This window comes from Streptococcus urinalis 2285-97 (genome assembly GCF_000188055.2).
GTDB classification, from domain to species: domain Bacteria; phylum Bacillota; class Bacilli; order Lactobacillales; family Streptococcaceae; genus Streptococcus; species Streptococcus urinalis.
Window position 1 is genome coordinate 1,952,906 of record NZ_AEUZ02000001.1, and the last position, 13,628, is coordinate 1,966,533.

Here is a 13,628-nt window from a genome sequence, read left to right on the forward strand (position 1 = left end):
TTGTGGTTGTTTTATGATATTTTACACTAAAAATAACACCTTTGCATAACATTTTCATCTCTTTTTCAATACTATTCAATTAATAACTACTTGTAAAATATAAGTGTGGTCACTTTAAACTTGTCTTTGTTTTCAAGAGTCACTCACTTAGAATAAATAAAAAAGATTCCTCATTGGAACCTTTTAATTTACTGGGACTATAATTTGTCCCTCTTTAATTTTTTGTTTTGCAGCTTCAATTACCTGTTTGGTATCAGATGATAATTGATTTCCTTTTAAATCAACACCTGATTCTTTAATTCCATAAGTCAATGTTTTGCCTGATGGAAACTGATTTTTTTTAGATTTATGGATGATATCAATAATAGCTGAGCCAACTTCTTTTATACTTGAAGCTAATATAAAGTTTGCTTTTTTATGATCTTTTGACAAGTATTGTCCCTCAGAAGATTGGTCACTATCACAGCCAATAACCCAGACTTTATTGCTCTCCAATCGTGTCTCATTTTCTGATTTCGCTTCATTAATAATACCTGCTCCACTTGCACCAGCAGCTTGGTAAATCACATCAATTCCTGAAGCATATTGAGTTGCCGCAATTGATTTCCCTTTTGCAGCATCTGAAAAAGAACCTAGGTAAGTAACTCTTACATTAATAGAAGAATTTATCGATTTAACACCAGCTAAGTACCCTTTTTCAAAGCGTTTTATGACAGCACTTTCCATGCCTCCAATAAAACCTACTTGATTCGTTTTTGTTGTTTTCGCTGCTGCAACTCCAGCTAAATAAGCCGCTTCATTATCAGCAAATCTTATACTAACACTATTTTTTTGAGCTGGAATAACATCATCAATGATAGCAAAATGCCTATCTTTGTGTTCTTTTGCTGCTTTTTCTATTGTATCATGAAAAGGAAAACCAATACCAAAAACTAAATTATAATGACTTGCAATTGCGGTATTAATACTTGTTGCAAATTCTGATTCATTTGAAGATTGAAAATAATCAAATTGACGACCTTTTTGATAGTGATTTCTTTTTGCCCATTTTTGTAGCCCTGTCCAAGCAGATTGGTTAAAAGATTTGTCATCTACTCCCGTCTGATTTGTTAGCATAGCAACTTTTACGTGATTTTCTTGATTGGTCTGGACTCTTTTTGAACAAGAACCTAATAAAATAGTTGAACAAACTAAGGCACTCAACACAGTGATTCGTTTTGTCATTAATGATAAACTCCTAAATATTAACTTTTTGTAAGTTCACCACTTTAAAAGATATAACTTACACATTATTATATCATAATTTAATTTAACTTTTAATTAAATATTCGTTTTTTAATCTTTGTCATCTTTTGCTATTATAAAAAAACAGAAAAAAAGGAAACAATTACGTGTTTCCTTTTTTTATTGTTTAGATATTTGCCCAAACACTTTCAAGAATATTTGTTTGATCACGGTCTGGTCCAACTGAGAAAGTCGAAATACGAACGCCAACTAATTCACCAACGCGACGAACATAGTTCTTAGCATTTTCAGGTAAATCTTCTAAGCGACGAACACCAGTGATATCCTCAGACCAACCTGGTAATTCTTCATAAATCGGTTTACAACGTTTTAATTGTTCAAGACTTGCTGGGTAATAATCAATTCTTTGACCATCTAAGTCATAAGCAACACAGATTTTCACTGTGTCAAGACCAGAAAGTACATCAATAGAATTGAGTGATAGATTAGTGATACCAGAGACACGACGACTATGGCGCATTACAACGGAATCAAACCAACCAACACGTCTTGGACGGCCTGTTGTTGTTCCATATTCATGACCAACCTCACGGATTTGATCACCAACTTCATCAAATAATTCAGTTGGAAATGGACCATCACCTACACGACTTGTGTATGCTTTGCAGACACCAACAACTTTGTTGATTTTTGATGGCCCTACACCTGAACCGATAGTAACTCCACCTGCAACAGGATTTGAAGACGTTACAAATGGGTAAGTTCCTTGATCTATATCAAGCATAACACCTTGTGCTCCTTCAAAAAGAACACGTTTGCCATTATCTAGAGCATCATTTAAAATAACCGATGTGTCAGTAACATATTTCTTAATTTCTTGGCCATAAGCATAATACTCTTCAAAAATATCATCAAAGTTAAGTGCCTGACTATCATACATTTTTTCAAAAAGACGGTTTTTCTCAGCTAAATTAGCTTTTAAACGGTCTGCGAAAATATCTTTGTCGAGTAAATCAGCGATACGAATACCAACACGCGCGGCTTTATCCATATAGGCTGGACCAATACCTTTGATTGTTGTTCCAATTTTATTATCACCTTTGGCATCTTCTTGCAATTGGTCTAATTTAATATGATAAGGCAAGATAACATGTGCACGGTCTGAAATTCGTAGACTGTCTGTTGTAACACCTTCTTTATGAAGATAGGCTAATTCTTCAACTAATGATTTTGGATTAACAACTACACCATTACCAATAACTGAAATTTTTTCAGGGAAAAAGATACCAGATGGAATAAGGTGTAATTTAAACTTCTTTCCATCAATAACAATGGTATGTCCTGCATTATCTCCACCTTGATAACGAGCAATCACTCCTGCATCTGCAGATAAAAAATCAGTGATTTTCCCTTTACCTTCATCACCCCATTGGGTTCCTACGACTACTACTGATGTCATAATTAAGCTCCCATGAACTTCTCAACACAAAACAAATCAGCCTACCCTCCTTTGTATCACATAAGTGCAGACTTTTTCTTTTTTTGTGGAAGTTTCATTCCTTTCAAACGTCACGGCAGGAGTCTCACCTGCTAGTTTCTCTTACACCTTATTATATCAAAAACAGAAAGATATTGCTATATTCAAACTAATTTCTAAGAAAAAATATAATTTTTATAAAAATTATCATGAATATAGTGTAAAAAACGAACATTAAAGATAAATGACAGTCGCTAGAGATATTATAGAATCATCAGCTTAGCATTCATCCTTTTAAAATACAGTCTTTTCTTTGTGATTTTTATTTTTTAAGGTAAAATATGGTTAAGTTAACTGTTCAAGTTAGTGGTTAATATAGAATAGGAAGTGATGATATTGTCTCGAAAATCCAATCGCGGCTTACATCGATTAGTAAATATTCCCTGGTGGGCTTGGTTAGTCATTTTTATTACCATAGGTTCCATTGATGATTTTAGTAAATATGTACTCCCTTTGCTTATTTTTTCAGGAGTCGGTTATGTCGTTTATCGTATTTCAAAGAGGCAAACAAAGCTATCTCATTCTGAAACCGAAAAACGTATCCAAGACTTAAAAAATAAAATTCAGCTAGCAGACAATCAAGTGAAACTACTGAAAAATTACAAAGTAGAGCATAAAACAAAACAGTATGCTTTACTAGCAGAAAAAGTATTACCGCAGATTAATGAAATCAAATCAGATGCTAAACAATTAAAAGGCCATCTAGAAACACCAACCTATAATCGAATAACCAAAAAAGCAACTGATTTCCAATCTGAGATTATCAATCAATTAGAACTACTAGGAGCCGATGCTCTTAATAACCCTTTAACAGAACAAGAAGAATTAGTTTTCTCAATTGCACCTGAACTTATTGAAAGCTTTCAAAACATACAGCAAGATCATAAGACAATCTTAACAAAAATAGATGAATCTGATTTACCCAATAAAGCTGAACTAAAAGCACTTCATCAATCAGAAATGAATCATTTTTCTGATATCTTAAAAGGGTACTTAGAGATAAAACAATCTCCCAAAGACTATTATCAAGCTTCCGAACGTCTAAATGCAGCAAAAAATGCTATTACTCAATTTGATGTAAATCTTGATGAGACTTTAAGAGAGTTAAACGAAAGAGGCTTGAAAGATTTCGAAATCAGTCTAAGAATGATGACAGCGAATCATCCCAAAGAAGACAATCCTCAAAATAATGAGTAGAAAGGTAAGAAAATGAGTGACCAGTTTCAATTTGATATTGATAAAATAGCTAGTAGTACCTTATCCAAAACGGACCCAACAACTGAAATAATAACTGAAGATAGTAATGACAACCCAAAAGCCATTTCATTTTTTGATAGACTAACACCCGAACAACAAAGTGCAATCAAAGAAAGAATACCTGCTCTTGTTGATCAATTCCTAGATGATCAAAATAGTCTATTGGATTTTGGTCAAGCAGCTGTTGAGGAAGTTAATACTACTGTCAATCATATATTAGCCGAACAAAAGAAAATTCAAATTCCACAAGTAGATGACCTTTTAAAAAACACAAACAAAGAACTTCATGGTTTTATCGCTAAATATAAAAATGCTAGCCCAGCAGAATTAGAGAAAAAACCAAATCTCATTCAAAAATTATTTAAGCAGAGTAAAGCAAGTCTGCAAGAGTTTTATTTTGATTCCCAGTCCATTGAACAAAAAATGGACGGCATGGCAGCTACTATTGTCAAGCAAGAAGAGACTTTAGCTCGAAATATCGTTTCTGCAGAAATGTTAATCGAGGATAATACACAATCAATTGAGAATTTAGTTGGTGTCATTGCATTTTTAGAAGCTGCACAAATAGAAAGTGCTAAGCAAGCCCAAGAAATTCAAACTCAAATGTCTCATTTGGACACGACCAGTGCTGATTATCAAATTAAAAGTAATCAATTGGCTAGAGTAACTGAAGTGGTCAATACACTTGAACAACAACATACAGAGTACGTGTCTAGGCTTTACGTTGCTTGGGCAACAACACCACAAATGCGCAATTTAGTAAAAGTCTCTTCAGATATGAGACAAAAACTTGGTATGTTAAGACGGAACACCATTCCTACCATGAAGCTTTCTATTGCACAACTAGGTATGCTACAACAATCTGTTCGATCTGGGATGACAGCTGATGCTATTACAAATGCTAATAATGCTGCCTTACAGATGTTAGCCGAAACCAGCAAAGAAGCTATTCCAGCTATTGAACAATCAGCTCAAAATCCAACACTTTCTATTCAATCTGTCACATCTCTCGCAGAGAGCTTAGTTGCTCAAAATGAAGGGATTATTGATGCTATTAATCAAGGTCGCACCAAACGAAATCAACTGGAAAATAGCATTATCACATCCACACAAACAATAAATGATTCGACAAAATTAAGAGATCAAACAATTATTAAAGCAATTTTGTCTCAAGCTAAAGAGACACAAGAATCTATTGGAGACAAAGCAAATGAATAACCAGCTTAAAGACTATCTAATCCTCATTTAGATGGTCTTTTTTATTGACTGTCACAAGAACAAAATCAAAAAAAGTGGGCCTCTTTATGCTATAATAAAGATTATGGATAAACTCATTAAATCAATTTCTGAATCTGGCTCTTTTAGAGCTTTTGTTTTGGACAGTACAGAAACTGTCAAGATAGCTCAAGAAAAGCATCACACATTATCATCATCTACAGTAGCACTTGGTCGTACACTCATTGCTAATCAAATTCTTGCTGCTAATCAAAAAGGAGACAGCAAAGTTACAGTTAAGGTAATCGGTGACTCCTCATTTGGCCATATCATCAGTGTTTCTGATACAAAAGGTCATGTCAAAGGTTATATTCAAAATACTGGAGTAGATATTAAAAAAACAGCAACTGGTGAAGTCTTAGTTGGACCATTTATGGGTAATGGCCATTTTGTTACTATAATTGATTACGGTACTGGCAATCCTTATACCTCAACTACTCCGCTTATCTCTGGTGAGATTGGTGAAGACTTAGCTTATTATCTAACTGAAAGCGAACAAACACCATCAGCTGTTGGCTTAAATGTGCTATTAGATGAGAAAGATCAGGTTAAAGTTGCAGGAGGCTTTATGCTTCAAGTTCTTCCTGGAGCTAGTGATAACGAAATTGCTCGCTATGAAAAGAGGATTCAAGAAATGCCTTCTATTTCAAGCCTTTTAGATTCTGAAAATCATATTGATGCCTTATTAGCTGCTATCTATGGTGATGAGCCTTATAAAAAATTAGCAGAAGAGCCACTTTCGTTTTCATGTGATTGCTCACGTCAACGTTTTGAATCAGCACTCATAACCTTACCAAAACAAGATCTTATAGATATGAAAACTGAAGATCATGGTGCTGAAATCACTTGCCAATTCTGTGGCACAAAATATTATTTTAACGAAAACGATCTTGAAACTCTAATCAATAACAAGGTTTAAGTCATCACCTACCATTTAACAACAAACGAAATAGTGTTAAAGAACACTCAAATTACTTCATCCAAAAAAATCATTAAATTATTGTCATCCATTACTTTCATAGCTGGCATCATATGAGTAAAGAAGAACTGATTAAAGGGCTAAAACAATGGAGCAGTTTACATGTTCCTATTTTGGATGATGTTCAATAAATCTTTGCACAACTATGATAAAAAAAGGAGAAACATGTTGATTGTACTAGCCGGAACTATTGGAGCTGGAAAAAGCTCACTCGCTGCTGCTCTTGGAGAGCATTTAGGAACTGAAGTCTTTTATGAAGCAGTTGATAATAACCCTGTCTTAGATTTGTATTATCAAGATCCTAAAAAGTATGCTTTTTTACTTCAAATCTTTTTCTTAAATAAACGCTTTAAATCTATTAAAGAAGCTTATAAAGCAGACAATAATATCTTGGATCGATCTATTTTTGAAGATGAATTATTTTTAAAATTGAATTACAAGAATGGAAATGTTACCAAAGCTGAACTTGATATTTATCAAGAATTACTTGCAAATATGTTGGAAGAGCTTGAAGGCATGCCTAAAAAGCGTCCTGATCTTTTAATCTACATCGATGTTTCATTTGAAAAAATGATAGAACGTATTGAAATGCGTGGCAGAAGCTATGAACAAATCGAAGGTAACCCTGATTTATATACTTACTATAAACAGGTTCACGGAGAATATCCTGAATGGTATGAAAACTACGATGTTTCTCCCAAAATGACCATTGACGGTAATCATTTAGATTTTGTTCAAAATTCAAATGATTTAGATCAAGTTTTACAGATGATTGATGAACAGTTAAAAGAACTAGATCTCATCAAATAAAAAAGTTAAGCCAAGCAACTTAACTTTTTTTATTAACTTAATACTAAAGCGTCATCTGTTAGTTTTTGACCACTATTTTGTTGGAAGAGAGACATTAACTGTTGTACCGTTAATTGTTTTTTCGCCTCACCTTTAACATCAACAACAATTTTCCCTTGGTGTAACATCACAAGTCGATTGCCATAGGCGATGGCATTTTCCATATTATGTGTAATCATTAAAGTTGTTAAGTGGTGTGTCTCTACAATTTTTTGTGTTAAATCCATAACCATTGCACTTATTTTAGGATCTAATGCCGCAGTATGTTCATCAAGAAGTAATACTTTGGGCTTTTCCAACGATGCCATAAGTAGTGTTAGAGCTTGTCTTTGACCACCAGATAAAAATTGTGTATCAACTTTCATCCTATTTTCAAGATTGAGTCCTAGTTCTTTAAGAGATTTTTTTAATATTCCTCGTTCAGCATCTTTAACACCCCAGCCTAAGCCTCTTGATTTGCCACGGCGATAAGCAATGGCCATATTTTCCTCAATGCTCAAGCGCGAAGCTGTTCCCATTTTAGGATCTTGGAAAACACGACTAATATCTTTTGCTCTTTTTGCAGATGATAAATTTTTTATGGATTTTCCATCAAGTAATATATCACCTTGATCAACCTTTAGAGTTCCTGCAAGTGTGTTCATCAAGGTTGATTTCCCAGCTCCATTACCACCAATAATAGAGATGAAATCACCCTCTTCTACATCTAAACTGAGACCTTTGAGAACATGATTTTCATTAACAGTTCCTGTTTCAAAAATTTTGTGAATATCTTTAATCGATAATATTGTTGTCATAACTAACCCCTATCCTAAATTCGGCTTGCGTATATGTAATTTCTTTTGAAGTTCTGGAATAAACAGAACAGTCGCCAAAAGAATAGCTGAGAATAATTTAACCAAATCAGCATCCATACCTGGAATAGCCAGAATAGCTAAAATAATGAGACGATAAACAATTGATCCAAGAACAATAGATACCAAACGCCAACCAATGCTTAAATTTCTGATGATAACTTCAGCAATAATGATAGAAGCTAATCCAATAACAATAGTCCCAACACCAGAATTAATATCTGCATAACCATTATTTTGACACAGAAGAGCTCCACATAAAGAAATCAATCCATTTGAAAGCATATAACCTAGAATCTTCATATTATCCGTTTTAATACCATTTGACTCACTCATTGGAATATTATCTCCAGTTGATCGAAGAGCCAGTCCAATTTGTGTTTTGAGTAATAAGGTCAAAAGTAAGATTACAACAATCGCAAATGCACATCCAATGATTAAAACAGAGGCTACTTTTGTAAAGCCCATATCATATAGCTCTGTTACCAAGGTTTTTTGTCTCAGTAAAGCAACATTTGCTTTGCCAAGAACTTTTAAGTTAACAGAGTATAGGCCAGTCAAGGTTACAATCCCAGTTAATAAAGCTGGTATTTTTAATTTTGTATGAATAAGTCCAGATACTAGACCTGCTAGAAGTCCCCCTACAAAAGATAGAAATGTCGCCATCAATGGGCCATGTCCTGAAACAATACTTGTCGCACAAATAGCTGCACCAAGTGGGTATGCTCCTTCTGCTGTTAAGTCCGCAATATCTAATATTCTAAAAGTAATATAAACACCAATAGCCATTATTGACCAAAGTAAGCCTTGAGAAAGGCTTGATAATATGAGCTCCATGATTTCTCCTTTTATTTATCTGATAGATTTGAAACATCAATGCCTAATTTTGATGCCATCTCTTTATTGACGTGAAGACTAACTGTTTTAGGATATTCAACTGAAAGTTTTGCTGGATCAGCACCTTTTAGGATTTTTACAGCCATTTTTCCAACTTGTTTCCCAAGTTCTTTATAATTTGTTCCATATGTCAATAAGCCTCCTGCATCAACCATATCAGTTGACCCACCAATAACTGGAACTTTATTTTGAACGGATAATTGACCAATCATTGTCATTGTTGATGCAACAGTATTATCCGTTGGTACAAAGACGGCATCTGTTTCTTTCATTAAGCTATTTGCAGCATCTTGAACATCATTTGTACTTGAAATCCCTTTTTTAACAACTTCATAGCCTGCTTTTTTCAATAATGATTCTGCTTTCTTAACTTGAACTTCTGAGTTACGTTCACTTGTTGTATATAAAATACCTACTTTTTTAGCTTTTGGTAAGGCTTCACCTAATAATTTAACTTGTTTCCCAATTGGAGCCTGGTCACTTGTTCCTGTTAAATTGCCACCAGGTTTTTTTATCGAATTTACTAAATCTGCAGATAATGGGTCAGTTACTGCTGTAAAGACAATGGGCTTTTCAGAGGTTGCTGTTGCCAGTGCTTGGGCAGCTGGTGTCGCAATAGCTAAGATTAAATCATTATCTTTAGCCAATTGCTCTGAGATAGTCTGTAAATTAGATTGATCCCCTTGTGCATTTTGATAATCTAGTTTTAAGTTTTTTCCTTCTTTGTAACCTTCTGCTTTTAATTCTTCTTCAAACCCTTTACGTGCAGCTGATAAAGAAACATGTTCCATATATTGAAGAATACCGACTTTAACAGTCTTTTTACTTTCACTAATGGAATTTGAACTAGAGTCTGTATTTGAACGACAAGCAACAAGAGTTAAGCTTGCAAGTGAAACTACCAATAGTTTTGTTAATTTTTTCATTTCATTTCCTCTTTATCTTTTATTAATCCGCAAATGACTTGATGGTTTCTGGCTTAATATTTAAAACCTTTGCCATGTCTTCATTTACTGCGATGGTTGTTTTTTTAGGTTTCCCAACCTTAACTTCTGCTGGATTTTTACCTTTTAAGATGCTGACAGCTTGTTTTCCTGCTTGCTTTCCAATAGCATGATAATTGACTCCAGAAGTAAATAAAACTGCATTTAAGTAAGCTTCATCACTACCAATTGAAGGAATCTTAGCATCTTTTAAAATATCTCCAATCGTAGTTGCAGTAGATGCTACTGTGTTATCCGTTGGAAGGTAAACGGCATCAACTTGTTTAGCTAAACTGGTCATCACCTGTTGAACATCATTTGTACTTGTTACCGTTTTTTCAACAACCTTAATACCCTTTTTCTCAAGAGCTTCCTTAGCCTGCTTTGCTTGTGCTTCAGAATTTACTTCACTTGAATTATAGAAGATACCAACAGTTTTTGCTTTTGGAGCTACTTTTGTTAACAAATTTATTTGATCACTAACATTTGTCGCATCAATCGTTCCAGTCATATTACCACCCGGTTTTGAAAGTGAATCAACAAGGTTAGCTGCAACAGGATCTGTAACTGCCGTAAAAACTTCCGGTGTCTCTTGATCCGCATTTAAGAGTGCTTGAGCGGCAGGTGTAGCAATGGCAAAGTTTAAATCGTTTTTCCCAGCTAATTGGTCAACCATTGTTTGTAAATTGGACTGATCTCCCTGTGCATTTTTGATGGTTAATTTAAGATTTTTTCCTTTCTTATAGCCTCCCTCACTTAAACCTTCAATGAATCCTTTTCTAGCTTCATCCAGTGCAGAATGTTCTGCATATTGAATAATCCCAACTTTAACAGTTTTTGATGTCTTGTTTGTTTCTTGCCTACAGGCTGTCAGTGCAACTAATGAAATAACTGCTAAGATAATAACATTAAACCTTTTAAACCCCATTATTTTCTCCTTCAATTTCTCACAAAAATAAGACCATTTAGAATATCTAAATGGTCTTAAACAATTATTTTGTATCACAAAATACAATATATATATGGTAACCACCTAGATATTTTTATCTACGTGGCGTACAACTCAAATAGCCTTTAGCCTCATAGATACAAACTTAACGTTTTACGTGTTTGCATCCATGATACTTCATGTCTACAAACACTATCTAAAGAAGCTAAAGTAATAACGCTTATTGGTTATTTGAGCCGTACTATGGTTTACCATAATTGTACCTCCTGATTTCTTTCATCTGATTTTTCTAAAATTATAATGGTTTTTGGAGGCGATGTCAAGGTGATTTGATTAATTTTTTGTTTTTTCTAAAATTTCTATATTATATACACAATTTAATAAAATCTTTTAAAAAGGTAACTCTTGGTCATCAAGAACCAAATCGGCTAAATCACTGATATTATTATTTTCACGCATTGCTCTTTGAGTACGTGATTCTAATAATTGAAAAGAATGGCAAAGGACTTCTGAAATATAATGTGTCTGATTTTCTTTTTCATATTTTCGTGTCCTTAATTCTCCATCGCATGATAAAAGGCTACCTTTATTTGCATATGAGACTAAAGTTTCCGCTAACTTACCCCAAACAACAAGATTGATAAAATCAGTCTCTTTTTCACCAGTTTTTGTTTTATATCTTCTATTGACTGCAATTGTCGCACGACAAAATGATTTGTCATTTGTCGTTTTAATTAGCTCAGGTTGAGCTGTTAGTCGTCCAATTAATATGGTATTCACTTGATACATTTTTTTCGAATTAACTAGTAAGGAGGTAAAAATATGGACATCAAAATGCAAGACCGTGGAAAAACCATGATTAATAAAGTTGGAGAATTATTAACAGAGAGGAAACAAATCAAAATAATGAAAATCTATTCTGGTTATGTGACAATAATAACCAGAGACTGTGAATGCGACGAATTTTTTCTATCACTCTGCAATTACATCTACGTTGGCTATTCGCCAGAGTATGATCTGTATTTGTATATTTAAAGTCTATTTAAACAGCAATTATTCATATTTGCCATTTAAACGGACGTAACCTTTGTATGAATAAATGTCATCATTTAGTTCAAAATCAAATCTAATTTTGACCATCTCTTTGCAATTAGCAGCATCCAGTATAAAAAATGTGTCACCAGTAGCTCGCATGGTTGCACGAATGTCATCTGTAAGAAATGTTAGTGGTTCTTTTAACGCAGACAACTCGTGGAAATCTCTCTCGAATTGTCTATAATTACGACTGAAATAATCAAAATCTGGAAAATTATCGAATTTTTTTAAGTAGTTCATAGACTTATTATAACAAAAAAAGACCCTCGAAATTAATCGAGGGTTTACTTTTTATTTAATTGTTCCGTAAATGTCTCCACCTTCGATTTTTGAAGCGACATAGCACTGCTTGCCGTTTCGTTCGAATGAAATCCAGTAAAATCCATCAGCATTCGCAGAACCTGTTATTTCAACTACTTCACCTTTGTTGAGACGACCTAAGATATTACCATTTGTACTTGCGGCGTCTCGGATATTTAGGTTAACAATAGCTGTAAATTGTTTTTTAACTGCGATATCATTTCCTTTTACGAGTTTTGCAAGTCCTTCTTCAAACTCTTCTTTTAAATCAGTAACAGCATTTTTTAATCGTGAATTTGTTGTATCAGTACCAAGTCCAGCAAATAAACGGCGATAGCTTGGTGCTTTTGTAGAGAATGTCTTCATTGGTATATTCTCATCAGTTCCTTCCTTGTACCACTCAGACACATATTTAACTTCTTCTTGATTGTGAAGGCCTGTGACCGTGTTAGTCAATGAATTATAAAGATATACTGCACCTTTTGCAAATTCACCGTCACCTTCTTTTATACTAAAAATAAAGCTTCCAAACATTTTATTTCTCCTTTTTTTCTTAGTTTTAGTGGTTATTTCCATTTTGGAAGTGACCGCTTTTTCATCTGGAAACATACGATACCAGCCAATCATCCAACCGATTGTATATCCAGTTTGTGCATCTATTAAAGCAGTACCACGCCAAATTCGTGACTTACGACGTGCTGGACCACCTATGTATAACGAGTCGTAATTTCCATCAACATTAGTTTCCATTGTCTCTAGTGTGTTACCGTCACAATCCACAACTACTATTCCAGTATGTCCAAATACGTGTCCATTAGCTTGAATAACAAACACGTAGCCACGCTTAGGAAGACCTGCGGCAAATACTTCAAAACCATTTGAAGATGCCTTAGAAAGCAAATCTATGGCATTTGTGTAAGACATATTTTTACCAGTAAATGTTCTTGCTGCTAAATCAGGAAAAACGACACACTGAGAACCATATGGATTCGTGTTGACGCTGAGTCGCTGACCTGATTTTGTCAGCGCCCAATTTGCGACATCTTGATTTGTTGCCATACATGCCCCCTATCCAAATGTTTCGTCAGTATTGATTCCTTGAGATTGATTATTTACATTTAATTGTGCTGATGCCTTAGCTTGACCTAGTTGATCAGCTTGAGCTTTGTTAGCCAACTTTTGATTTTGCATGATTTTTGTAGCTGTTTTTGCTTCATGAGTAAAATCATTATTTTTCCACCATGCAGCTAATGCAGTTGCTGTCGTAAAAACAAAAGAGATGAACTGGGTCATCTCTTCGTCTGAAAATGGTAACGTATTTTTTCCGGCCATAACAAGACCTTGGTTAATTAATGCGAGTACTAAAACGATAGTTCGTGTTAATGTTCCATTATCAATTTTTTTCATA

Annotated in this window: 14 protein-coding genes; 4 read left to right on the top strand and 10 right to left on the bottom strand. The window is 34.2% G+C overall.

The window, feature by feature from the left end; all coding sequences use genetic code 11:
• Window positions 1-183 precede the first annotated feature (183 nt).
• Together STRUR_RS09960 and STRUR_RS09965 are read right to left on the bottom strand one after the other, a co-directional pair.
• On the bottom strand, window positions 184-1,224 hold the full coding sequence (locus STRUR_RS09960) for a BMP family lipoprotein (protein ID WP_006740056.1): 1,041 nt from the start codon (window positions 1,222-1,224) through the stop codon (window positions 184-186).
• Between the two features lie 187 nt (window positions 1,225-1,411).
• The gene (locus STRUR_RS09965) at window positions 1,412-2,704 is read right to left on the bottom strand and encodes an adenylosuccinate synthase (RefSeq protein ID WP_006738906.1); all 1,293 of its coding nucleotides are present in this window, start codon (window positions 2,702-2,704) and stop codon (window positions 1,412-1,414) included.
• Window positions 2,705-3,112: 408 nt separating this feature from the next.
• Between STRUR_RS09965 and STRUR_RS09970 the strand changes: the two genes are divergently transcribed.
• The 4 genes from STRUR_RS09970 to STRUR_RS09985 all read left to right on the top strand — a co-directional run bounded on the left by STRUR_RS09970 (window position 3,113) and on the right by STRUR_RS09985 (window position 7,103).
• Entirely contained in the window at window positions 3,113-3,979 is an 867-nt protein-coding gene (locus tag STRUR_RS09970; protein WP_006740715.1) for a hypothetical protein, read from the top strand.
• Between the two features lie 12 nt (window positions 3,980-3,991).
• Window positions 3,992-5,257, top strand: a complete 1,266-nt coding sequence (locus STRUR_RS09975) for a toxic anion resistance protein (RefSeq protein WP_006739843.1) — start codon at window positions 3,992-3,994, stop codon at window positions 5,255-5,257.
• A 103-nt stretch (window positions 5,258-5,360) separates the two neighbouring features.
• Window positions 5,361-6,233, top strand: coding sequence for an Hsp33 family molecular chaperone HslO (hslO, locus tag STRUR_RS09980; protein WP_006740321.1), 873 nt, complete (start codon window positions 5,361-5,363; stop codon window positions 6,231-6,233).
• A 225-nt stretch (window positions 6,234-6,458) separates the two neighbouring features.
• Entirely contained in the window at window positions 6,459-7,103 is a 645-nt protein-coding gene (locus STRUR_RS09985; protein ID WP_006738639.1) for a deoxynucleoside kinase, read from the top strand.
• A gap of 32 nt (window positions 7,104-7,135) precedes the next feature.
• Here STRUR_RS09985 and STRUR_RS09990 read toward each other — a convergent pair whose 3' ends face one another.
• The 8 genes from STRUR_RS09990 to STRUR_RS11120 form a co-directional block, all read right to left on the bottom strand.
• Window positions 7,136-7,939 carry an ABC transporter ATP-binding protein gene (locus STRUR_RS09990; RefSeq protein WP_006739120.1) on the bottom strand — a complete coding sequence of 268 codons (804 nt, stop codon included), beginning with the start codon at window positions 7,937-7,939 and terminating at the stop codon, window positions 7,136-7,138.
• Window positions 7,940-7,948: 9 nt separating this feature from the next.
• Window positions 7,949-8,833, bottom strand: a complete 885-nt coding sequence (locus STRUR_RS09995; protein WP_006739537.1) for an ABC transporter permease — start codon at window positions 8,831-8,833, stop codon at window positions 7,949-7,951.
• Window positions 8,834-8,844: 11 nt separating this feature from the next.
• Entirely contained in the window at window positions 8,845-9,819 is a 975-nt protein-coding gene (locus tag STRUR_RS10000) for an ABC transporter substrate-binding protein (protein WP_006739500.1), read from the bottom strand.
• A 22-nt stretch (window positions 9,820-9,841) separates the two neighbouring features.
• Window positions 9,842-10,804, bottom strand: coding sequence for an ABC transporter substrate-binding protein (locus STRUR_RS10005; protein WP_006740141.1), 963 nt, complete (start codon window positions 10,802-10,804; stop codon window positions 9,842-9,844).
• 411 nt (window positions 10,805-11,215) lie between these two features.
• Complete coding sequence (locus STRUR_RS10010; RefSeq protein ID WP_006738748.1) at window positions 11,216-11,614, bottom strand: single-stranded DNA-binding protein; 399 nt, start codon at window positions 11,612-11,614, stop codon at window positions 11,216-11,218.
• Window positions 11,615-11,878: 264 nt separating this feature from the next.
• Window positions 11,879-12,160 carry a DUF5960 family protein gene (locus STRUR_RS10020; protein WP_050934194.1) on the bottom strand — a complete coding sequence of 94 codons (282 nt, stop codon included), beginning with the start codon at window positions 12,158-12,160 and terminating at the stop codon, window positions 11,879-11,881.
• A 51-nt stretch (window positions 12,161-12,211) separates the two neighbouring features.
• Window positions 12,212-13,279 (bottom strand): SH3 domain-containing protein, encoded by a 1,068-nt coding sequence (locus STRUR_RS11115; protein WP_006738696.1) that lies wholly within the window; start codon window positions 13,277-13,279, stop codon window positions 12,212-12,214.
• Window positions 13,280-13,288: 9 nt separating this feature from the next.
• On the bottom strand, window positions 13,289-13,627 hold the full coding sequence (locus STRUR_RS11120; protein WP_006739223.1) for a phage holin: 339 nt from the start codon (window positions 13,625-13,627) through the stop codon (window positions 13,289-13,291).
• Window position 13,628: the final 1 nt, after the last annotated feature.

What these genes read in the sequence shown, in the direction of transcription:
- STRUR_RS09960 (WP_006740056.1), bottom strand. Translation starts at nt 1,224, where the DNA reads ATGACAAAACGAATCACTGTGTTGAGTGCCTTAGTTTGTTCAACTATT.
- STRUR_RS09965 (WP_006738906.1), bottom strand. Translation starts at nt 2,704, where the DNA reads ATGACATCAGTAGTAGTCGTAGGAACCCAATGGGGTGATGAAGGTAAA.
- STRUR_RS09970 (WP_006740715.1), top strand. Translation starts at nt 3,113, where the DNA reads ATGATATTGTCTCGAAAATCCAATCGCGGCTTACATCGATTAGTAAAT.
- STRUR_RS09975 (WP_006739843.1), top strand. Translation starts at nt 3,992, where the DNA reads ATGAGTGACCAGTTTCAATTTGATATTGATAAAATAGCTAGTAGTACC.
- hslO (WP_006740321.1), top strand. Translation starts at nt 5,361, where the DNA reads ATGGATAAACTCATTAAATCAATTTCTGAATCTGGCTCTTTTAGAGCT.
- STRUR_RS09985 (WP_006738639.1), top strand. Translation starts at nt 6,459, where the DNA reads ATGTTGATTGTACTAGCCGGAACTATTGGAGCTGGAAAAAGCTCACTC.
- STRUR_RS09990 (WP_006739120.1), bottom strand. Translation starts at nt 7,939, where the DNA reads ATGACAACAATATTATCGATTAAAGATATTCACAAAATTTTTGAAACA.
- STRUR_RS09995 (WP_006739537.1), bottom strand. Translation starts at nt 8,833, where the DNA reads ATGGAGCTCATATTATCAAGCCTTTCTCAAGGCTTACTTTGGTCAATA.
- STRUR_RS10000 (WP_006739500.1), bottom strand. Translation starts at nt 9,819, where the DNA reads ATGAAAAAATTAACAAAACTATTGGTAGTTTCACTTGCAAGCTTAACT.
- STRUR_RS10005 (WP_006740141.1), bottom strand. Translation starts at nt 10,804, where the DNA reads ATGGGGTTTAAAAGGTTTAATGTTATTATCTTAGCAGTTATTTCATTA.
- STRUR_RS10010 (WP_006738748.1), bottom strand. Translation starts at nt 11,614, where the DNA reads ATGTATCAAGTGAATACCATATTAATTGGACGACTAACAGCTCAACCT.
- STRUR_RS10020 (WP_050934194.1), bottom strand. Translation starts at nt 12,160, where the DNA reads ATGAACTACTTAAAAAAATTCGATAATTTTCCAGATTTTGATTATTTC.
- STRUR_RS11115 (WP_006738696.1), bottom strand. Translation starts at nt 13,279, where the DNA reads ATGGCAACAAATCAAGATGTCGCAAATTGGGCGCTGACAAAATCAGGT.
- STRUR_RS11120 (WP_006739223.1), bottom strand. Translation starts at nt 13,627, where the DNA reads ATGAAAAAAATTGATAATGGAACATTAACACGAACTATCGTTTTAGTA.